This window comes from Mesorhizobium sp. WSM4887, from assembly GCF_029625865.1.
In the GTDB taxonomy this organism is placed as follows: domain Bacteria; phylum Pseudomonadota; class Alphaproteobacteria; order Rhizobiales; family Rhizobiaceae; genus Mesorhizobium.
In genome coordinates, this window is record NZ_JARTVP010000002.1 from 126,742 (window position 1) to 146,513 (window position 19,772).

General features: G+C 62.7%; 19 protein-coding genes. 10 read left to right on the forward strand and 9 right to left on the reverse strand.

The window, feature by feature from the left end; genetic code table 11:
• Nucleotides 1–11: 11 nt before the first annotated feature.
• From dnaN to P9230_RS08890, 6 genes are all read right to left on the reverse strand, one after another.
• Complete coding sequence (gene dnaN, locus P9230_RS08865; RefSeq protein WP_067324552.1) at nt 12–1,130, reverse strand: DNA polymerase III subunit beta; 1,119 nt, start codon at nt 1,128–1,130, stop codon at nt 12–14.
• Nucleotides 1,131–1,305: 175 nt separating this feature from the next.
• Nucleotides 1,306–2,778, reverse strand: a complete 1,473-nt coding sequence (dnaA, locus tag P9230_RS08870) for a chromosomal replication initiator protein DnaA (RefSeq protein ID WP_245322332.1) — start codon at nt 2,776–2,778, stop codon at nt 1,306–1,308.
• 909 nt (nt 2,779–3,687) lie between these two features.
• Nucleotides 3,688–3,954, reverse strand: coding sequence for a 30S ribosomal protein S20 (rpsT, locus tag P9230_RS08875; RefSeq protein ID WP_066996401.1), 267 nt, complete (start codon nt 3,952–3,954; stop codon nt 3,688–3,690).
• 245 nt (nt 3,955–4,199) lie between these two features.
• Entirely contained in the window at nt 4,200–4,973 is a 774-nt protein-coding gene (locus P9230_RS08880; protein ID WP_278118504.1) for an enoyl-CoA hydratase, read from the reverse strand.
• Between the two features lie 40 nt (nt 4,974–5,013).
• Nucleotides 5,014–5,904: a bifunctional DNA-formamidopyrimidine glycosylase/DNA-(apurinic or apyrimidinic site) lyase gene (gene mutM, locus P9230_RS08885; RefSeq protein ID WP_278118506.1), complete on the reverse strand. Its 891-nt coding sequence runs from the start codon at nt 5,902–5,904 to the stop codon at nt 5,014–5,016.
• Nucleotides 5,888–7,135: a phosphopentomutase gene (locus P9230_RS08890; protein WP_278118508.1), complete on the reverse strand. Its 1,248-nt coding sequence runs from the start codon at nt 7,133–7,135 to the stop codon at nt 5,888–5,890. The genes mutM and P9230_RS08890 overlap by 17 nt, the downstream gene beginning before the upstream one ends.
• A 128-nt stretch (nt 7,136–7,263) precedes the next feature.
• Between P9230_RS08890 and P9230_RS08895 the strand changes: the two genes are divergently transcribed.
• On the forward strand, nt 7,264–8,190 hold the full coding sequence (locus P9230_RS08895; RefSeq protein WP_095824399.1) for a PhnD/SsuA/transferrin family substrate-binding protein: 927 nt from the start codon (nt 7,264–7,266) through the stop codon (nt 8,188–8,190).
• A gap of 4 nt (nt 8,191–8,194) precedes the next feature.
• Here P9230_RS08895 and P9230_RS08900 read toward each other — a convergent pair whose 3' ends face one another.
• From P9230_RS08900 to P9230_RS08910, 3 genes are all read right to left on the reverse strand, one after another.
• Nucleotides 8,195–8,815, reverse strand: coding sequence for a TadE/TadG family type IV pilus assembly protein (locus P9230_RS08900; protein ID WP_095799340.1), 621 nt, complete (start codon nt 8,813–8,815; stop codon nt 8,195–8,197).
• 129 nt (nt 8,816–8,944) lie between these two features.
• Complete coding sequence (locus tag P9230_RS08905; protein ID WP_067324568.1) at nt 8,945–9,544, reverse strand: TadE/TadG family type IV pilus assembly protein; 600 nt, start codon at nt 9,542–9,544, stop codon at nt 8,945–8,947.
• 136 nt (nt 9,545–9,680) lie between these two features.
• Nucleotides 9,681–10,103: a pilus assembly protein N-terminal domain-containing protein gene (locus P9230_RS08910; protein ID WP_066996418.1), complete on the reverse strand. Its 423-nt coding sequence runs from the start codon at nt 10,101–10,103 to the stop codon at nt 9,681–9,683.
• A gap of 357 nt (nt 10,104–10,460) precedes the next feature.
• Here P9230_RS08910 and P9230_RS08915 point away from each other — a divergent pair, with 357 nt between their 5' ends.
• The 9 genes from P9230_RS08915 to P9230_RS08955 all read left to right on the forward strand — a co-directional run bounded on the left by P9230_RS08915 (nt 10,461) and on the right by P9230_RS08955 (nt 19,710).
• Nucleotides 10,461–10,634, forward strand: a complete 174-nt coding sequence (locus P9230_RS08915) for a Flp family type IVb pilin (protein WP_067324571.1) — start codon at nt 10,461–10,463, stop codon at nt 10,632–10,634.
• A gap of 172 nt (nt 10,635–10,806) precedes the next feature.
• Complete coding sequence (locus tag P9230_RS08920; RefSeq protein ID WP_067324573.1) at nt 10,807–11,325, forward strand: prepilin peptidase; 519 nt, start codon at nt 10,807–10,809, stop codon at nt 11,323–11,325.
• A gap of 274 nt (nt 11,326–11,599) precedes the next feature.
• Nucleotides 11,600–12,412, forward strand: coding sequence for a Flp pilus assembly protein CpaB (gene cpaB / locus P9230_RS08925; protein WP_067324575.1), 813 nt, complete (start codon nt 11,600–11,602; stop codon nt 12,410–12,412).
• Nucleotides 12,409–13,938 carry a type II and III secretion system protein family protein gene (locus P9230_RS08930; RefSeq protein ID WP_067324577.1) on the forward strand — a complete coding sequence of 510 codons (1,530 nt, stop codon included), beginning with the start codon at nt 12,409–12,411 and terminating at the stop codon, nt 13,936–13,938. Before cpaB ends, P9230_RS08930 begins: the two co-directional genes overlap by 4 nt.
• A gap of 14 nt (nt 13,939–13,952) precedes the next feature.
• Complete coding sequence (locus P9230_RS08935; RefSeq protein ID WP_095824213.1) at nt 13,953–14,690, forward strand: CpaD family pilus assembly protein; 738 nt, start codon at nt 13,953–13,955, stop codon at nt 14,688–14,690.
• A 31-nt stretch (nt 14,691–14,721) separates the two neighbouring features.
• On the forward strand, nt 14,722–16,005 hold the full coding sequence (locus tag P9230_RS08940) for a CpaE family protein (protein WP_170950412.1): 1,284 nt from the start codon (nt 14,722–14,724) through the stop codon (nt 16,003–16,005).
• Nucleotides 16,006–16,035: 30 nt separating this feature from the next.
• Nucleotides 16,036–17,535, forward strand: a complete 1,500-nt coding sequence (locus tag P9230_RS08945; protein ID WP_067324583.1) for a CpaF family protein — start codon at nt 16,036–16,038, stop codon at nt 17,533–17,535.
• Between the two features lie 131 nt (nt 17,536–17,666).
• On the forward strand, nt 17,667–18,680 hold the full coding sequence (locus P9230_RS08950; protein ID WP_066996441.1) for a type II secretion system F family protein: 1,014 nt from the start codon (nt 17,667–17,669) through the stop codon (nt 18,678–18,680).
• Between the two features lie 13 nt (nt 18,681–18,693).
• A complete protein-coding gene (locus P9230_RS08955; RefSeq protein WP_066996444.1) occupies nt 18,694–19,710 on the forward strand; it encodes a type II secretion system F family protein in 1,017 nt (338 codons plus the stop codon).
• Nucleotides 19,711–19,772 lie beyond the last annotated feature (62 nt).

The following is a 19,772-nucleotide window of genomic DNA, read 5'->3' on the forward strand; positions in this document are numbered from 1 at the left end:
AGAGACAAAGCCTAGACCCGCATCGGCATCAGCACGTAGAGCGCGGTCTCGTCGGCCATGTCGTGGATCAGCGTCGGAGACCCGGCATCCGCCAGCATGAACTTGGCTTCCGAACCGGTGAGCTGGGCGGCGACGTCGAGCAGATATTTGGCGTTGAAGCCGATCTCGATCGGGTCGGACGAGTAGTCGGCCGCCAGCTCCTCGGTTGCGCTGCCGGAATCCGGATTGTTGACGGCGAGCGTGAGCTGGCCGTCATTGATCGACAGTTTCACGGCTCGGCCGCGCTCGGACGAAATGGTCGAGACGCGGTCGACGGCGGCGGCAAAGCTCTGGCGGTCGATAACCAGCTTCTTGTCATTGCCGGTCGGGATGACGCGCTGATAATCGGGGAAGGTGCCGTCGATCAGCTTCGAGGTCAGGATGACGCTGCCGATGGTGAAGCGGATCTTGGTATCCGACAGTTCCGTCGTCACCGCGATATCAGGGTCGTCGACCAGCTTCTGCAGCTCGCTCACCGTCTTGCGCGGGATGATGATGCCGGGCATGCCTTCGGAGCCTGCCGGCGCGTCGATCTCGGCGCGCGCCAGTCGGTGCCCGTCGGTCGCGACCGAGCGCAGCTTCAGCTTGCCGCCCGCCTCATGCGTGTGCAGGAAGATGCCGTTGAGATAGTAGCGCGTCTCTTCGGTCGAGATCGCGAACTGCGTCTTCTCGATCAGGCCCTTGAGCGCTACCGAATCGAGCCGGAAGATGTGCGAGAAGGAGCCGGCCGAAAGCTCCGGGAAATCGGACTGCGGCAAGCACTGCAGGCGGAAGCTGGAGCGCCCGGACGTGACGGTCATAGCGTTGCCGTCCTCGTCGGTCTTCAGCATCACCTCGGCGCCGTCGGCCAGCTTGCGCACGATGTCGTAGAGCAGATGCGCCGGAACCGTCGTCGCGCCGCCGCGCTCGACCTTGGCCGGCGTGGCTTCGGTCACTTCAAGGTCGAGGTCGGTGGCCTTCATTTCCAGGCTGGCGCCCTCGGCGCTGAGCAGCACATTCGACAGGATCGGTATGGTGTTGCGCCGCTCCACCACGCGATGGACGTGGTTGAGGGACTTCAGGAGATTGGATCGTTCCAGGATAACACGCATGACGAAACAGGCTCGCTTCAATGAATGAGCGGGTCACCGGGCAGCGGCGTCCCGCAAAAGCTCCGAAAAGCTCAGAATCTATGTAAGCTGACAGTAAAAACCCTGCAAACGCAAGCCCGCGGCACCGGTTCCAGCCGGTTGCGCGGGCTTTCTGGGGATAAAGCGGGCGAAGCGCTCAGGCCTGCTCGTTGATCAGCCTTCTGAGCAGTTCGAGTTCCTGTGCCAGCGTGTTGTCGGCGCCGGAAAGATCCTCGATCTTGCGCACGGCGTGCAGAACCGTCGTGTGATCGCGGCCGCCGAAACGGCGTCCGATCTCCGGCAGCGAGCGCGGCGTCATCACCTTGGAGAGATACATCGCTACCTGCCGCGGTTTGACGATGGTGCGCGTGCGACGGTTTGAGAGCAGTTCCGTCTTCGAAACGTTATAGTGGCGCGCCACGATGCGCTGGATGTCCTCGATACGCACCCGCTTCGGCTCGCCCGAGCGGTAGATATGGCCGAGGATCTCGTCGATGCGGTCGATAGTGATCTGCGGCTCGAAGGACTGGCGAAACAGAAGCTGGTTGAAGGCGCCTTCGAGCTCGCGCCCGCTGCCCGTCACCGTTCTGGCGACGTGATCGAGGATCTCATCCGAAATGTCGAGCGAGGTATCGTCGATCTTGGCGGTGGCAAGGCGCAGCTTCAGCATGCCGAGACGCATGCCGAAATCCGGTGCCGACATTTCGAGCGCCACGCCGCCGTTGAGGCGCGAGCGCACCCGCGGCTCCAGCGACTCCAGTTCAGACGGCGGCCGGTCGGCGGCGACCACCACCTGCTTGGCGCTGTCGAGCAGCATGTTGATGAGATGGCAGAACTCGTGCTGGATCGACTTGCCCTGCAGGAACTGCATGTCGTCGATGATCAGCAGATCGATGTCGCGCAGCTGCTCCTTCAGCGTCAGCGCATTGTTGTCGCGGATCGCGGTGGCGAAGCGCCACATGAAATATTCCGCCGTCAGGTAGACCACGCGCGATTTCGGATTGTGCCGCAGCGATTCCGCTGCGATCGCCTGCAGCAGATGCGTCTTGCCCAGGCCGACGGTCGCATGGAGAAAGAGCGGGTTGAAGCGCACCGCGCTGGACTGCGATTCCGCCACCGCCTTGGCCGCCGCGAAAGCAACACGGTTCGAAGGGCCTTCGATGAAGGAAGTGAAAGTGTAGCGCGGGTCGAGCGGCGACCCCAGCACATTGTGGCGGAACTCGGTCTCCACCGGCACGCCCTGGCGGGGCGCCGGCGTCCGTTCCACCCGACCGGCGCTCGCGGTGCCGGCGGCAAGCGCGGTCTGGGCCTGCTTGGTCATCTTGCGCGCCGGCGCGATCTCCGGCTCGACATTGTTGCGGCCCTGCCGCGTGGCGGTCCGCACGACGATCTCGATCTTGAGAAGGTCGGGATCCTCGTGCCTCCACAGTTCGGCGATAAGATCAAGGTAATGGCCGTTGATCCACGACCGCAGGAAGGCCGTCGGTACCGAGATGCGGACCATGCCGCGCGAAGCCTCGGCAACCTTCATGCGGCCGAACCAGCTCGAATAGACCTCGGCTCCCAGACGCGCCTTCAATTGGGCCTTGACCCGCTCGAACTTCTGTTCAGCGTCGCTGGATGCCGCCATGTCGTCCCCTCCGACGATAGTTGCTGGGAATGGGAGTTCGCCCGCAATCTCCCCTTCGATGCCGCTCTGCATGATCAAAGTTCCTTGTCTCTCGTACCCTTTTTCCGCCGGGAGTGCGCCTCCTGCACCCTGGGTCCGGCGACGTTTTTCGCTGCGCCTCTATCGCCGCCGCCGGCGATATCGTTGCAACGTTGCGCAAGGGACCTCTGCCGGCTCTCGCAAGCCGGCTTGATCATGCCAAGACAATACAACACCGCCCGGCGAAATGCCGGCCCAACGTCGACTGCCATGTACAATTACGCCAGTCCCCTACCCGCACCGAAGAGACAAACCGAGCCGCACGCGGAATTGCTCCGCGTCATGAATTCCGCCATTTTTTGCTGGCCGATTCAGGCTGGGTTAAGGGCAGGTGCCCGTCCCTTCGATGGATGGACATTACCGAAATCGCTGTGGATAGGGCAAGGCCACGTCTAACGGATTTTTAACGAATCTGGTTACCGGAGACGTGTTCAAAGCAGGTGCCACTGCGGCCCATTTTCATAAAGCCATTGTGATTCAAACCCTTTTCCGTGGAATGTGATAAAGGCCACACCTTCGGAAATTTTCTGAAATAATTCTCTTGACAGCTACTTGTCCCCCGCCGCTCCTTCGCGAGTTGAACAAGCTGTGGATGACCGTCTGTAAGCTTTTGAAAAATATATGGATTTTGTGGCAGGCTCATCTGTGGCCGTGCCCGCATCTAGCGGTCGTCGACATGAGCGATTATGTATATGCCGGCAAAACATTGGCTACTTTGAAATTCGGCCCAATCGTAGTTGTCCGACCGTTCTTTTTAAGTACTTGCCGGCAAACGAAAAAACCCGGCCTGTGCGGCCGGGTTCAAGGATAACGGTTATAAAGGGAAGTCGGTCAGGCCGACAGCACCTTGACCCGCTGGGCCAGCCGCGAAACCTTGCGGGAAGCCGTGTTCTTGTGGAGGACACCCTTGGTTGCGGCGCGCATCAATTCCGGCTCCGCGGCCTTGAACGCTTCGAGCGCAGCAGCCTTGTCGCCAGCGGCGAGCGCCTCTTCGACCTGGCGAACATAGGTACGGACGCGCGACCGACGGTTCTTGTTGATCGCCGCGCGGCGGGCGATCTTGCGCGTTGCCTTTTTGGCCGAGGACGTATTGGCCATGATGCCTCTCTTCTGATCTGGTGGGCGCCAGCGGGTCGCAGGGCGCAAAAAACAAACGGGCAGCCACGGGCCGCCTCGGTTGGTGCGGCTTATAGTTCAGCTTTTCCGGCGCGTCAACGCCGCTTCGCGGTCTTTTTGGGCTTGAAGCCGCGCCGCGCTGAAACGCGTCTGCGCACCTAAAGCCGTTGTCTTTGTGCATGCCCGGCTTCTTGCCAAAGTCGCGGCACGCATTTGGCCGACAAGCCCTAGCGGTTGCTGAAATTCGGCTTCCGCTTCTCGACGAAGGCGGCCATACCCTCCTTCTGGTCATCGAGCGCAAACAGCGAGTGGAAAAGGCGGCGCTCGAAGCGCAGCCCCTCGGCAAGCGTCGTCTCGAAAGCGCGGTTGACGGCTTCCTTCGTCATCATCACCGACGGCAGGGAAAACTCGGCGATCTTCGCTGCCGCTTTCAGCACCTCCTCGACCAGCTCGGCCGCCGGCACCACTCGCGACACCAGTCCGCAGCGCTCGGCCTCGGCAGCGTCCATCATCCGCCCGGTCAGGCACATGTCCATCGCCTTCGACTTGCCGACGAAGCGGGTCAATCGCTGCGATCCGCCCATGCCCGGCATGACGCCGAGCGTGATCTCGGGCTGGCCGAATTTTGCGTTGTCGGCGGCGATGATGAAATCGCACATCATGGCTAGCTCGCAGCCGCCGCCAAGCGCGTAGCCGGCGACCGCGGCGATGATCGGCTTGCGCGCACGGGTGAGCTCCTCCCACCCGACGAAGAAGTCTCCAGTATAGGCGTCGACAAAGGAGATCGCCTGCATTTCCTTGATGTCGGCGCCGGCCGCGAAGACTTTTTCCGAACCCGTGAGCACCATTGCGCCGATGCCGGCATCGGCGCCGAACGTGTTCACCGCCGCCACGATCTCGGCCAGCACCTGCGAATTCAGGGCATTGAGCGCCTTCGGCCGGTTCAGCGTGATCAGCCCGACCTTGCCGCGTGTCTCCACGAGAATGGTTTCATAGGCCATGGCATCGTCTCCTCGCTTCGATTGAGGAGACCGGTCTAGCTCACCGCTGACAGGTCCGGCAATAGAAGGTCGATCGGCCGCTCTGCACGATGCGTTCGATATGGCCGCTGCAGCCCGGCTTCGGACAAGGCTCGCCTTCGCGGTCATAGACCGCGAAGGAATGCTGGAAATAGCCAAGCGACCCATCTGCCTGGACATAGTCGCGCAGCGAGGAACCGCCGGCGGCGATCGCGTCGGCGATGACCGAGCGGATGGCGGCGGCCAGGCGTTCGCATTGCTCTTTCGCTCTCTTGCCGGAGCCGGCTATGGTGCCGGCTTCGCGCAGCGGCGACAGGCCGGCGCGCCACAGCGCTTCCGACACATATATGTTGCCGAGCCCGGCGATCAGCCGCTGGTCGAGCAACGCGGCCTTGAGCGGCGATCTGCGGCCTTCGAGCAGCGAGGCGAGCAGGGGACCGTCGAGCGCATTGCCGGTCGGCTCGATGCCCAGCCCCGCCAGCATTGGATGCGTGTCCGGCGCGCCTTCGGCAAACAGCATGAAGCCGAAACGGCGCGGGTCGTTGAAGATGACGCGGGACCGCTCGCCCTTCGGGGAGTCGACATCGAATACGACGTGGTCATGCGCCGCGCTCTTCGAGCGCTCGTGATGGAAGCTGCCAGGAATTTGTCCGTTCCCATCGGTTTCGACGCGGAACGATCCCGACATGCCGAGATGGCAGATCAGCACCGGACCGTTTTCGATGTGCATCGTCAGATATTTGGCGCGCCTGCCAAGCGCCGTCACGGTCTTGCCGGCAAGCCGCTCCGAGAACCGTTCGGGAAAGGGAAAGCGAAGGTCTGGCCGTCGCGCCTCGACATTGACGAGCCGCGCCCCTTCCAGGATCGGCTGCAGCCCCCGCCGCACCGTTTCGACTTCAGGCAGTTCCGGCATGGCCGCCTATCGTCGCGAGGAAAGAGGTGCCGTGGCGGCCAGGCGCAAGCCCGAGATGATCCGCGATGGTTTCGCCGATATCGGCGAAGGTCGGCCTGAGCCTGATGTCGCCGCCCTTCAGTCCCGGCCCTATCCCGATCACCGGAACGCGTTCGCGGGTATGATCGGTGCCGCGCCAGGTCGGATCGTTGCCGTGGTCGGCGGTGAGGATGAGAAGGTCGCCCGACTTGATGCGCGACAGCGCTTCCGGCAGCCGGCGATCGAAGGCCTCGAGCGCTCCGGCATAGCCGGCGACATCGCGCCGATGGCCGAACTCGGTATCGAAATCGACGAAATTGGCAAAGACCAGATCGCCTTCGCCGGCATCGTCCATGGCGGAGAGCGCCTTGTCGAACATCGCCATGTTGCCGCCCGCCTTGCGCACCTCCGCGATGCCGCGATGGGCGAAGATGTCGCCGATCTTGCCGACGGCGATGACCTTGCTGCCGCGCTCGGTCAGCCGGTCGAGCAAGGTCGGCTCCGGCGGCGGCACGGCATAGTCGCGGCGGTTGTGGGTGCGCTGGAAGGTGGCGCTTGTCTCGCCGACGAAGGGCCGCGCGATCACCCGCCCGATGTTGAGCAGATCGACCAGCCGGCGCACCGTCAGGCAAAGCTCGTAGAGCCGCTCCAGGCCGAAATGCGTCTCGTGCGCGGCGATTTGCAATACGGAGTCGACCGATGTGTAACAGATGGGCTTGCCGGTCCGGATGTGTTCCTCGCCGAAGCGCTCGATGATCTCGGTTCCTGGCGCATGGCAATCGCCGAGGATGCCCGGCACCTTGCCTTCGCGGATGATCGCGCCGGTCAGCTCGGCCGGGAAGGCGGGCACGGTGTCGGGAAAATAACCCCAGTCGAAACGCACGGGCAGGCCGGCAATCTCCCAATGGCCCGACGGCGTGTCCTTGCCGCTCGAGACCTCCTGGGCAGCGCCATGGAACGACGCGGCAAGCAGCGGCGCGTCGAGGTCGACCGTCAGCCCGGTTGCCGTCTTGGCCGCGCGGGCAAGCCCGAGCGAGATCATGTTGGGGACGGCGAGCGGTCCGCTGCGCAGGCCTTCACGATCCGCGCGGCCCTCGGCGCAAGCTTGTGCGATGTGTCCGAATGTGTCGGCGCCGGCATCGCCGTAGCGTTCGGCATCGGCCGCTCCGCCGATGCCGAAAGAATCGAGAACGAATAGGAAAGCCCGCGCCATAGGGGTGCCATCGTGCCAGTCTAACCAGCCAGACATAGAGTTCCGCAGCGGCGTTGGCAAATCGGATACCAGACCGCAACGGCTTGGTGCAAAGTGGTGCGGATCGAGGGAATGCGGCAAGGATGGGCATGGGCGCAAGATCGGCGGCAAGCCAGGCATTGAGGACCTGCGCGGCGGCTCTCGCGGTGCTCTTCGCTGCCCCGCCGGCGCATGCCGACTGGCGCGCCGACATCGGCACGTTTCGCATAGGAATCGTCGCCGAGCCCGGAGGAGGCAACACGGTACCTGGTCTGGCCCGCTTGACGGATGCCTATACGAACGCTCTCGGCATGAAGGTCGAGTTCGTCGTTGCTCGCGACTATGCGGCGTTGATCGAGGCTCAGGCGAGCGGCCGCATACAGTACGCGGTCTATTCGGCGCTCGCCTATGCTACGGCTTCGGAGCGCTGCGGCTGTGTCGAGCCGCTGGTGGCGCCGGTCGATGCCGATGGAGCCGCCGGCGTCCGTTCCGTGCTGGTGACGCGCGACGGCAAAGTGCCGGGCCTCACAGCGATCGCCTCGCATCGGATCGCCATCGCGCCCGCCGACAATGTCGCCGGTTCTCTCCTGCCGCTGACCGGACTGGCCGGCGAAGGCGTGCCGATCGCGCAGGATTCACCTTTCCTGGCGCGCGCCCCGTCGGCCACCGCGGCCGAGGCGATGCTCGGCGACGGCGAAGCCGACGGCCTGTTCGGCTGGGAGCCTGTCGGCGCCGACGGCCAGCCTACCGACACGGGCGGCACCATCCTGCGGCTTGCGGCCGCCGGCGTCCCGAAGACGTCGCTTCGGGTGCTGTGGAGCTCGGCTCCGCTGCGATATGGGCCTCATGCGGTGCGCAGCGATCTCGACGCCGAAGCCAAGCGACGGCTGGCCGTGTTTCTGACCAATCTCAAGTCGCTGACCCCGGATGTCTACGATCTTCTGGAGCCGACGCACTCCGGCGGCTTCGAACTGGCCGTATCAAAGGACTACGCAACGGCCCTGGCCATCGTGCGGCGGGAAACTCGCGGGGATTAGTCCGTCAGCAGTCGGTGCAAGGAACCGTAGGACCGCGGCGCGGCCTCAGATAGTACGTTTCGCCCATCGATATGTTGTTGAAGGCCGAGGTCAATCCAAGCGTCGACGAACTGTCGGCTGACCAGGTGATGATCGGCTTATAGCCGAGGTCGCTTTCCACCCGGACAAGGAAGGTGTTGCGGATATTCAGCGTTGGCGGAACGGTGGTGGGACTGGTCTTCGCCGCGTCGGCGCTATAGGTGGTGCCCACGAGCTTGCGCGACCAGGCCACCGTCGCCTTGGGCGATGCCTCGTCGGAGATCTGGATCCCGGTGATGATGATCGTCGGCGTGGAGCGGTTGTAGGGCTGCAGCGTCGAGGTGCCGATCTTCATGATCGCGTCGAGATCGGCTTTCGTGACGCTGGTCTGCTGCGTGACGAGATCCGCCACCATGCTGCCGATGCGGCTGACCTTCTTGCTGGTTTCGATGGCCTGCGAGGCTTCCATCGTGATGAAGTACATGATGAGCAGCACCGGCACGATGAACGCGAACTCGATTGCCGCGACGCCGCGGCGATCGAGGCAAAACCGTGCCGCCTTCGTCACGAAAGCCGAAATTCGCCGCTGTGCCCCCGCACGGTACATATCCTACCCCCACACCGCCGTAAGTCTCGGCCGGCCGCAATCTTGAAGCATGTCTCCCGAAGTGGACCCGGTTTCGGGAGACATGCCGAAAATCAAAAAGCCAAAGCAGGTCGCCTCACGCGACCTGCCTTAGTCGTCGAATGGTTCGTTCTGCCAGGTCACCGATGCGAAGTGCAGCGTCTTGCCGCCATTCAGATTGGCCATCTGTTTAGCCAGGAAATCGGTGATCACCGGCCATTTGTAGAAAACCCGCAGCATGTTCTTCGATTCCGCCAGCCCCGGCGACACCGTGAAAGTCGTCGAGCTCGTGCCTGTCAGCACGATTTCGCCGTTCTGGATCTTGAAGCCCGCCGCCGCGGCGTCGGCGAAGGTCGGATATTCGCGCAGGTCCACCAACAGGGAAGCATTTGACCCGGAACCGGGGCAGTTCGTGGCGACCATGATCTCCAGCCTGTCGCAGATCAGCGTCTTGATCGAGGCGTCGGTGACGTTGGCCTTCTTGAGCTGGCCGGTTCGCAGCTGGCGCGCGATATCGTCGGTGGCGTTGGCCATCACTTCCTGGCCGGCGAACGAGATGCAGCTCTCCAGGATGGCGAAAACGAGCAAGGCGAACGGCATGGCCAGCATTGCGAATTCCAATGCCGTGCTGCCGCGCCTGTCGCTGAAGAAACCGGGGCGTGGCTTTGCCTCGGCCTTGCCGTTCATGCCACCCTTGGGCGCCCTGCTCATGTTCCGTTCCTGCCGATCCCTTGCAATGTCGGCTGCAACCTATCGGCCACCCATTGAGGTCCGGTTTGGATCAGCGTTAAACTCGGTGGGCTGCCCTTAACCCGCTGTTAACCTGCGGGCGCTTGCGTCCTTAAGCTCAGCGGGCTGCGTTCATTTCCGTTTCGGACGTTTTCTCAGCCTCGCTCTTGTACGAGCTTTCGCAATAGGGCGTGCAGGACATGGTCTGGACTTCGGCGCGTCGATAGATGCGCACCGAGGACGCGGCTTGTCGGACGACCGTCACCTGCTCATCTATGATCGGGCTGCCATCGGAATCGAGCACGACCAGATTGGTCACGCCGAAACCCTTGCCGGTGAGAACGACCGTCGAGGCATCCTGTACGGCGGCATCGGCGATTGCCGGATTGCCGACGACGATCGTATCGGCCGCGCGCGACAACTTGACGATCTTTGCTTGATTCATGGTGACCTCGATGCCGGCGCCGGCGCTGGCCGGCATGACGGATGCGGCGACAGCCAGCAGCGCGACGACTGAAAATGGCGATCTCGACGAGGTCATTGAAGCGCTCCGGAGCGGCAGACTGTTCAACGGAACATGAACGAAATTGGTGAACCGACGGTTAAGCGCCGCATGGCCGCGATAAGGATTGGCCGGCTCGGCGGTCATAAGCCGGAGAGCATACGCTGTTTTAGCGAAATCGCGGATGGGCCGGATCTCCGCGCTTTTCATGCCCGCCGCTCCGCCTCTGGAGGTTTAGGCCACGGTTAACCAAGCAACGGGATCGCCTCCGGAAAGGAATCGGTAAGGGTATTTATTAAGCCGATCGAAAGGGCTTCCCCCTAGATTTGGCACATCCGATCAACCGGCAAGAGAAGTTGACGGAAGTGCTGTAACACGTGGAGTAGGAGCTCTCGAATGTCTAACCTCATCGCACGTTTCGTGAAGGACGAATCCGGCGCGACCGCCATCGAATACGGTCTGATCGCCGCCCTCATCGCGCTCGCCATCATGGTCGGCGCTGGCCAGCTCGGCACTGCCCTGAACACCAAGTTCAAGGCAATTGCCAGCGCGGTCCAAAACTCCAACTAACAACAACCCGAGGACGACGAAGTCGCTCTCGACGAGAAGGGCCGCCTCGAGGCGGCCCTTGTTCGTTGCAGCATCTGGTTTGCGCGCGAATTTGATCGTCGGCACTCACCGACCGTTAATGGCGTGTGGCTAGACTGGGCGTGTTACTTTTCTCACGGCATTGTGTTGTCTCATGCTTGAAGCTGTAATCTTCGTCGTCTTTCCATTCTGCATGCTGTTTGCGGCGATCTCCGACATGCTTTCGATGACGATCGCCAACCGCGTGCCGGTGCTGCTCGTGGCGACGTTCGCTCTGGTCGCTCCTTTGACCGGGATGGACTGGGCCATTTATGGCGGGCATTTCGCGGCAGGTGCCCTGGTGCTGGCCGCGACGTTCGGACTGTTCGCGCTCGGCGGCATGGGCGGCGGCGATGCCAAGCTGCTGGCCGCGACCGCCGTATGGATGGGGCTCAACATCAATCTCATCGGCTACTTGGTGACCTCGACATTGATCGGCGGCCTGCTGACGGTTGCCATTCTGGCCTACCGGAAATCGCCATTTGCGGTTTACACCGGCCACAACCGTTTTCTCCGCCATTTCGCCGACGAGACCGCAGGCATTCCTTATGGCATCGCGCTTGGTCTTGGCGGGCTCCTCACCTTTCCGGATTCTTCGTTGATGGTCTGGGCGCTGGATAGGCTCACGACCTAAAGCACATCGCCATCTTCAGATGCGCTCGGTGCGCTTCGGAGTCTGGCTTTACGCCTACCAAACAGCTTGTTGCCTTCGGAAAATCAGTTTCTGTGACAAGGGTTCTCGCGGCACTTGGCCGCCTTTTTTGTTAACGGCAAGGCGGTTCAGTCCAATTTGAGTAAACGTTAAATTAATCACGATCGTAAGCATTGCATTAACCTTGTTTTGACGATTGCGGCTGCAAAGTCCGGCTTGGCGAGGTGGTTTGCCTTGAGGCGAAGGGTCCGGACGAATGCCAGCATCCCGACTGATTATTCTGAGCGTGGCCGTGGCCGCGGCGGGTGGCGCGGGTTATGTCGCGAAGAACATGGTAGTGGCGCCGCCGGCTCAAGTCGTCGTCAACGCTCCCAAGCAGCCGGCGATCGCGCTGCAGGACGTGCTGGCGCTTTCCGGCGATGTCGCAATGGGCAGCCAGCTCGGTGACAACATCAGGTGGGAGCAGTGGCCGGCGAGCGGCATCAACGCCAATTTCATCACCCGTGCGGCCGAACCGGACGCAGTCGAAAAGCTGAAGGGCTCGGTGGCGCGTGTAGCCATGTATGCCGGTGAGCCGTTGCGGCGCTCCAAGCTGGTCGGCGAGGGGCAGAGCTTCATGTCCTCGATCCTGCCGTCCGGCATGCGCGCGGTCGCGACCGCCATATCGGCCGATACGTCCGCCGGCGGCTTCATCCTGCCCAATGACTTCGTCGACGTCATCATGACCCGGCGGGCCGACGCCAGCAATGGCGGCAGCGGCTTCAATACCGAGACCATCCTGAAGAACATTCGTGTCCTGGCCATCGACCAGACCATCCAGGAGGACGAGGAAGGCAAGAAGACCAGGGTCGGCCAGACCGCGACGCTGGAGCTCACGCCGCAGCAGGCGGAGATCATCACGGTGGCGCAGCAGATGGCGGACCGCCTGACCCTGGCGCTGCGTTCGATCACCGACACGAATGAGAAGAACCTGGGCGAGGCCGACTATCTGGTGAACGGCAATGGCCGGCGCGGCACGGTGCGATTGATCAAGTCGGGCCAGGTTTCCGAAGTGGGAGCAAGGAAATGAGGCTAATCGGCAAACTGCCCGTCATCGCGGCGGCCGCAATCGGCCTGTTCCTGATCGGCACCAATGCACCTGGGCCCGTCGAGGCAAAGGCCGCGAACAGGGCAGCGGGTGTGACGGCCTCGGTTGCCTCGCAGCGCGTCAAGCTCGGCCTCAATAAGTCGGTGGTCATCGACCTGCCGAGCGACGCCTACGACATACTCGTCGCCAATCCCGCGGTCGCCGACGCAGTGACGCGCACGGCGCGCCGCATCTATCTGTTCGGCAAGGCGGTCGGCGAAACCAACATCTTCGTCTTCGGCCCCAACGGCGAGCAGATCGCCAGTCTTGACCTGGCGGTCGAACGCGATGTGGCCGGGCTGGATGACTATCTCAAACGCTTCCTCCCGACGTCGCAGATCAAGGTCGAGCTGCTGAACGACAACGTGATTCTCACCGGCAATGTCGATACACCGCTCGACGCCAAGCGCGCCGTCGACCTGGCCACCATCTTCGTCTCGGGCGGTGAAGCGACGACCGGCCAATATTCGCAGACGGCCGCCGGCGGGTCCGCCAATGGCGGCGTCGACATCAACAATCCCGACCAGGAGCGCCGGGTCTCCAAGATCGTCAATCTGCTGCAGATCATCGGCGACGATCAGGTGACGCTGAAGGTCACGGTGGCCGAAGTCAGCCGCTCGGTGATGAAGCAGCTCGGCGTCAACATGATGGCCAGCGGCGGCAGCAACGGCATCTCCTGGGGCGCGCTCAGCGACCCTTACACTGGTCTCGGTAAGCCGCTGTCGAACGCGGGCCTAGGTATCAGTGCGTCCGGGCTGCAGTCCTATATCAACGCAATGGAGCAGTCGGGGGTCATGAAGACCTTGGCCGAGCCGACCTTGACCGCCGTGTCGGGGGAGAAGGCGACCTTCAAGGTCGGCGGCGAATACAACATGGTGACCAATGTTTCCGCCAACGTCTCCAACGACAACCAGACCGGCCTGAAGACCTATCAGATCGAGAAGATCGAATACGGCATCGGATTGGAGTTTCAGCCGGTGGTGCTGTCACCCGGCCGCATCAGCCTGAAGGTGAGAACGTCGGTTTCCGAACCGACAACCGAGGGCTCCGTGTCGGCATCCACGGATAACAGCAGCATCGGCATGAACGCTTTGTCGCTCCGCAAACGCCTGGCCGATACGACGGTGGAACTGCCTTCCGGCGGCTCGATGATGATCGCAGGCCTCGTGCGCGACGACGTCAGGCAGGCCGTCGTTGGATTGCCCGGACTGACCAAGATTCCGGTGCTCGGCGCGCTCTTCCGCAGCCGCGACTTCGTGCGCAACGAGAGCGAGCTCGTGATCATCATCACGCCCTATCTGGCGCGGCCCGTGGCGCGCAACGAATTGGCCAAGCCCGACGATAATTTCAATGCGCCGAGCGACGGCGCTGGCATGTTCCTCGGTCGCGTCAATCGCGTCTACGGCACCATGCAGACCGATAGGCCACCTGGCCGTTACCACGGCGTTGTCGGCTTCATCTACAAGTGAGCGGGAAAGCGGACATGTCCAACTCAACATTGAAGGCCATGACGATCGCAGCGGCACAATCGGGCCGCGGACGGTTCCGCGGGTCGGCTCCGGTCCTGGCGATCGCCCTTGCGGCGTCGCTCGCCGGATGCGCCAACTTCCATCGCGATAGTGTGACAGTGGGCTCCATTCCGGACGACTACCGCACCAATCATCCGATCGTTATCGCCGAGAAGAACCAGAAGATCGACCTCCCGGTCGGCGCCGGTGATCGCGGCATGACGGCTTCGCAGCGCGACACTCTGCTCGGCTTCCTCGACGGCTACGACAGGAGCGCCGCGCCGGCGCTGACGATCGCGGCCCCGGTGGGTTCCGCGAACCAGGCCGCCGCCCAGGCCGCGAGCCGCGATTTCGCCAGACTTGCGATGGCCGCAGGCGTCAAGCGCAACAATATCATCATGACCTCCTATCAGTCGGCCGTGCCCGAGGCTTCGGCGCCGGTCCGCGTGGCCTTCGTGGCGGTGAGGGCACAGACCGACAAATGCGGGCGTTGGCCCGAGGATCTGACCGAGACTTCCGAGAACAAGCACTACGCCGATTTCGGGTGCTCCTATCAGAACAACCTCGCCGCCCAGATGGCCAATCCCAACGATCTGCTCGGGCCACGCAAGCAGTCCGACATCGATGCCGAAAATCGCGGCGCGGTGATCGACGTCTATCGGGCGAGAGGCATTTCGGATGAGTTCCTCGGCAATTCGGAAGTGACTTACTGAGCCCGCGGCGGATCACGGAAAGAGCATGACGATGAGCAATCTTGCCTACGACACGCCTGCCGATACCGGCGATCTTTCGCAACAGGACATCGCCGCCATGCAGGCGCTGCGCCCGGTGCCGCGCATCTCGATCCAGGCTTTCTGCGAGACCGAAGGCGTCGCAAATCCGATCGGGCGCGCCGGCGAGGATCGTCGCATGGCCAAGGCCCATCTCAAGGTCCATATGGGCGGCATCGCCACCGCGATCGAATTCTACCAGTCGGCGCCGACGCCAAACCTGATCCTGCTGGAATCGCGCAGCGAGCCGAAACAGCTGCTGGAGCAGCTCGCTCAGCTCGCCGAATACTGTGATCCGACCTCGAAGGTCGTGGTCATCGGCCATTACAACGATGTCGGCCTCTACCGAGAGCTTATCCGTTCGGGCATTTCCGAATATGTCATCGCGCCGGTCTCGATGACCGATATCGTCAGCGTCGTCTCGTCGATCTTCGTCGATCCCGAGTCCGATCCGATCGGCCGCTCCATCGCCTTCATCGGCGCCAAGGGCGGCGTCGGCTCCTCGACGATCGCCCACAACGTCGCCTGGGCGATGTCGTCCTTGTTCAAGTCCGAAGTCGTCGTCGCCGATCTCGATCTCGCCTTCGGCACCGCCAATATCAACTTCGACCGGGACCCCGCGCAGGGCATCGCCGAGGCGGTGTTTTCGCCCGAGCGCGTCGATGAGGTCTATCTCGACCGGCTGCTCGCGCAATGCGCCGAGCATTTGTCGCTGCTGGCGGCACCGTCCACGCTCGAGCGCGTCTATGATTTCGATCCGGACGCCTTCTCCCAGGTCATCGAAACGGCGCAGCGCAGCGCGCCCTTGCTCGTGCTCGACGTCCCTCACGTCTGGAGCGGTTGGACCAAGAGCACGCTGATCAAGGCCGACGAGATCGTCATCACGGCCACGCCAGAACTCGCCAATCTGCGCAACACCAAGAATATGGTCGACATGCTGAAGCGGCTGCGTCCGAACGACCCGCCGCCGAAGCTGATCATCAACCAGGCGGGCGTTCCGAAACGCCCGGAGATCGCGGCATCGGATTTTTCCGAACCGCTCGGCATCACACCCATGGCGGTGATCAATTTCGAGCCGCTGCTGTTCGGCAACGCGGCCAACAACGGCCGCATGCTCGGCGAAATGGACGCCAAGAGTCCGGTTGTCGGCACGATCAACGAAATAGCGCATGTGCTGACAGGGCGCAGCGAGATCAAGGCGAAGAAGAAGGCAAGCCTTGGAGCCATCCTCGGCAAGCTTTCACGCAGCAAGAAGTGACGCTCGCTGAGCGGCATCGGGTAGTCGATCATGTTTGGTAAAAGAGGCACAGACGACGGCAGCCGGGCAGCTCCCGAATTCCGTCCGCCAGCACCTCCTCCGGCCGCTCCCGCTCCGGCTGGGACGATCGCTGTCGATCGGCCGGCCGCGCCCGCGCCGAGCACGCCCGCCGCGTCCCCCGTTCGCCGTCCGGTGGAGGCGCCGCCGATGGCGCCCGAGCCGCCGAAAAGGGTCCAGCGCGAGCGCAGCGAAACCTACTATGACACCAAGAGCCAGGTGTTTTCCGCGCTCATCGACACGATCGATCTTTCGCAGCTCGCCAAGCTCGATCCGGAAAGCGCGCGCGAGGAAATCCGCGACATCGTCAACGACATCATCGCGATCAAGAATTTCGCGATGTCGATCTCCGAGCAGGAAGAGCTGCTCGAGGATATCTGCAACGACGTGCTCGGCTATGGGCCGCTGGAGCCGCTGCTCGCGCGCGACGACATCGCCGACATCATGGTCAACGGTTCAAAGAACGTCTACATCGAAGTCAACGGCAAGGTCGAACCGACCAGCATTCGCTTCCGCGACAACCAGCAACTGCTCAACATCTGCCAGCGCATCGTCAGCCAGGTCGGCCGCCGCGTCGACGAATCGAGCCCGATCTGCGACGCGCGCCTTCCCGACGGCTCGCGCGTCAACGTGATCGCGCCGCCGCTGTCGCTTGATGGCACCGCGCTCACCATCCGCAAGTTCAAGAAGGACAAGCTGACGCTCGACCAGCTGGTCAAGTTCGGCGCCATCTCGCCGCAAGGCGCGGAGATCCTGAAGATCATCGGCCGCGTCCGCTGCAACGTCGTCATCTCGGGCGGTACCGGCTCGGGCAAAACGACGCTGCTCAACTGCCTGACCAACTACATCGATCGCGAGGAGCGGGTCATCACCTGCGAGGACTCGGCCGAGCTGCAGCTGCAGCAGCCGCACGTGGTGCGTCTCGAAACCAGGCCGCCCAATCTCGAAGGCGAGGGCGAGGTGACCATGCGCGATCTCGTCAAGAACTGCCTGCGCATGCGGCCCGAACGGATCATCGTCGGCGAGGTGCGCGGACCGGAAGTGTTCGACCTTCTGCAGGCGATGAACACCGGCCATGACGGCTCGATGGGAACGATCCACTCCAACAGCCCGCGCGAATGCCTGAACCGTATTGAATCGATGATCGCCATGGGCGGTTATTCACTGCCGCAGAGGACGGTGCGCGAGATCGTCGTCGGCTCGGTGGACGTGATCATCCAGGCGGCTCGTCTGCGCGACGGCTCGCGCCGCATCACCCACATCACCGAGGTGATCGGCATGGAAGGCGACGTCATCATCACCCAGGACCTCGTCCTCTACAACATCAAGGGCGAGGACGCGAGCGGCCGTCTGATCGGCGAGCATGTCTCCACCGGCATCGGCCGGCCGCATTTCTGGGATCGTGCCCGCTACTATGGCGAGGAGCAGCGCCTCGCCAACGCGCTCGAGGCCATGGAGAAACGCGCTGACTAGAGCAATTCCAGGAAAAGTGCGTAGCGGTTTTCCGTCCGGAATTGCGTAAAAACAAATACTTAGAGCGGGTCAGCGCTTTTGTAAAAAGCTGAACCGCTCTGGTGCATCTGGAGGTGTAGGGGCCCCGGTCGATGTTCGGAATTGACACCACGGTTCTGGCTTTCGTCGTGCTCGCGGGCCTCAGCGCCGGCGCGATAGCCTATGCCTTCCTGTTCAAGCGCATCGATAACGAGAAGCAGGCCGGCAAGCGCCTTGAAACGATCAAGACGGCCGAGACCGACCGATCGGTGGTGAAGGCTACGCGCGACCGCGCCGCGGAAGCGGTCAGACGGCGCAAGACGCTTCAGGATTCGCTCAAGCAGCTCGATGAAAAGCAGAAAACCAATGACCGCAACGTCAAGAAACCGCCGCTGAGGGCCCAGATCCGCCAGGCCGGCATGACCGTCTCCCTCGAGCGCTTCTACATCTACTCGGTGATCTGCGGCATCGTGCTTACGATCCTCGCCTTTCTTGCCGGCGCGCCGTTGCTGGTCCTGCCCGGCGCTCTCTTGGCCGGAGCCCTCGGCCTGCCGCGCTGGTTCGTCTCGTTTCGTCGCGCGCGCCGGGTGAAGGCCTTCCTGGAGGAATTCCCGAATGCCCTCGACATCATCGTGCGCGCGGTGAAGTCCGGTCTGCCGCTCAACGACGCGATCCGCCTGATCGCCAACGAATCCCCGGAGCCGGTCCGCTCCGAATTCCGCCGTATCGTCGATTCCCAGCAGATGGGTATGTCGATCCCCGATGCCACGATGCGCATGTCCGAGACCATGCCATGCACCGAGGCCGGCTTCTTCGGCATCGTCATCCAGATCCAGTCGCAGGCCGGCGGCAATCTCTCCGAAGCGCTGGGCAACCTTTCGCGCGTGCTGCGCGACCGCAAGAAGATGAAGGCCAAGGTACAGGCGCTGTCGATGGAAGCAAAGGCATCCGCCGTCATCATCGGCGCCCTGCCGTTCGTCGTCGCCTTTCTCGTCTATCTGACAAGTCCGAACTACATCATGCCGCTATTCACCACCAGCGTCGGCAATCTGATCCTCGGCTGCTCCGGCGTCTGGATGTCGATCGGCATCCTGGTGATGCGCAAGATGATGAACTTCGAAGTCTAGGGACGCGGATCCAATGACAGACCAGGTCGTCAAGACGCTAACCGATCCTTCGTTTCTTATCGCGCTCCTGGTCGGCATCGCGGTTTTTGCGACCGTCTTCACGCTCATGCCTGCGCTTGGCGGCAATCAGCTCAAGGCGCGCATGAAAACCGTGGCGCTCGAGCGGGATGAGCTGCGCGCCAAGCAGCGTCAGCGGCTCGCCAATGAAGCCGACCGCCGCCGCAAGGGTTTGCGCGAGGAACAGTCGATCGGCATGCGCAACATCGTCGAACGGCTGGATCTCAAGCGCGCGCTTGCCGACGAAGGCACGCTGCAGAAGTTGAAAGTCGCGGGCTTCCGCGGCCAGAATCCGCTGACGCGCTTCCTGTTCTTTCGTCTGATCCTGCCCTTTGTCGGATTCGCGCTCGCGGCGATCTACCTGTTCCTTCTCGGCGGTCTGGCGCAGCAGCCTGCCTTCATCAAGCTGTTCGTCTGCATTCTTGTAGCCTATGGCGGCTTCTATGCGCCGATCCTCTACGTCAACAACCGCGCCACCAAACGCAAGCAGTCGATCCAACTGGCATGGCCGGACGCGCTCGACCTGATGCTGATCTGCGTCGAATCCGGCATGTCGGTGGAAGCAGCGCTTCGCAAGGTCGCCGACGAGATCGGTACTCAGTCCGTCGCCCTCGCCGAGGAATTCGTGCTCACCAATGCCGAGCTCTCCTATCTGCAGGACCGCAGGGTCGCTTACGAGAACCTGGCAAGCCGCACCGGCCTGGATTCGGTGAAGGCGGTGACTCAGGCCCTGGTCCAGGCGGAGCGCTACGGCACGCCGGTGGCGCATGCGCTGCGCGTGCTCGCCTCGGAAAGCCGCGACATGCGTATGAATGCGGCCGAAAAGAAGGCCGCAGCACTGCCGCCGAAGCTCACCGTGCCGATGATCCTCTTCTTCCTGCCGGTTCTGTTCGCCATCATTCTAGGGCCGGCCGGCATCCAGGTCAGCCAGCGCGGCATCTTTGGCGATCAGCACAATTCCAGCAGCCAATAGGCGAAGCCATCGAAGTCATGACAGAAGCCGCGTGGCAGGCGCCGCGCGGCTTTGCTGTCTGG

Bases quoted from the DNA above. Each gene is read 5' to 3' on its own strand.
- dnaN (WP_067324552.1), bottom strand. From the start codon at position 1,130: ATGCGTGTTATCCTGGAACGATCCAATCTCCTGAAGTCCCTCAACCAC.
- dnaA (WP_245322332.1), bottom strand. From the start codon at position 2,778: ATGGCGGCATCCAGCGACGCTGAACAGAAGTTCGAGCGGGTCAAGGCC.
- rpsT (WP_066996401.1), bottom strand. From the start codon at position 3,954: ATGGCCAATACGTCCTCGGCCAAAAAGGCAACGCGCAAGATCGCCCGC.
- P9230_RS08880 (WP_278118504.1), bottom strand. From the start codon at position 4,973: ATGGCCTATGAAACCATTCTCGTGGAGACACGCGGCAAGGTCGGGCTG.
- mutM (WP_278118506.1), bottom strand. From the start codon at position 5,904: ATGCCGGAACTGCCTGAAGTCGAAACGGTGCGGCGGGGGCTGCAGCCG.
- P9230_RS08890 (WP_278118508.1), bottom strand. From the start codon at position 7,135: ATGGCGCGGGCTTTCCTATTCGTTCTCGATTCTTTCGGCATCGGCGGA.
- P9230_RS08895 (WP_095824399.1), top strand. From the start codon at position 7,264: ATGGGCGCAAGATCGGCGGCAAGCCAGGCATTGAGGACCTGCGCGGCG.
- P9230_RS08900 (WP_095799340.1), bottom strand. From the start codon at position 8,815: ATGTACCGTGCGGGGGCACAGCGGCGAATTTCGGCTTTCGTGACGAAG.
- P9230_RS08905 (WP_067324568.1), bottom strand. From the start codon at position 9,544: ATGAGCAGGGCGCCCAAGGGTGGCATGAACGGCAAGGCCGAGGCAAAG.
- P9230_RS08910 (WP_066996418.1), bottom strand. From the start codon at position 10,103: ATGACCTCGTCGAGATCGCCATTTTCAGTCGTCGCGCTGCTGGCTGTC.
- P9230_RS08915 (WP_067324571.1), top strand. From the start codon at position 10,461: ATGTCTAACCTCATCGCACGTTTCGTGAAGGACGAATCCGGCGCGACC.
- P9230_RS08920 (WP_067324573.1), top strand. From the start codon at position 10,807: ATGCTTGAAGCTGTAATCTTCGTCGTCTTTCCATTCTGCATGCTGTTT.
- cpaB (WP_067324575.1), top strand. From the start codon at position 11,600: ATGCCAGCATCCCGACTGATTATTCTGAGCGTGGCCGTGGCCGCGGCG.
- P9230_RS08930 (WP_067324577.1), top strand. From the start codon at position 12,409: ATGAGGCTAATCGGCAAACTGCCCGTCATCGCGGCGGCCGCAATCGGC.
- P9230_RS08935 (WP_095824213.1), top strand. From the start codon at position 13,953: ATGTCCAACTCAACATTGAAGGCCATGACGATCGCAGCGGCACAATCG.
- P9230_RS08940 (WP_170950412.1), top strand. From the start codon at position 14,722: ATGAGCAATCTTGCCTACGACACGCCTGCCGATACCGGCGATCTTTCG.
- P9230_RS08945 (WP_067324583.1), top strand. From the start codon at position 16,036: ATGTTTGGTAAAAGAGGCACAGACGACGGCAGCCGGGCAGCTCCCGAA.
- P9230_RS08950 (WP_066996441.1), top strand. From the start codon at position 17,667: ATGTTCGGAATTGACACCACGGTTCTGGCTTTCGTCGTGCTCGCGGGC.
- P9230_RS08955 (WP_066996444.1), top strand. From the start codon at position 18,694: ATGACAGACCAGGTCGTCAAGACGCTAACCGATCCTTCGTTTCTTATC.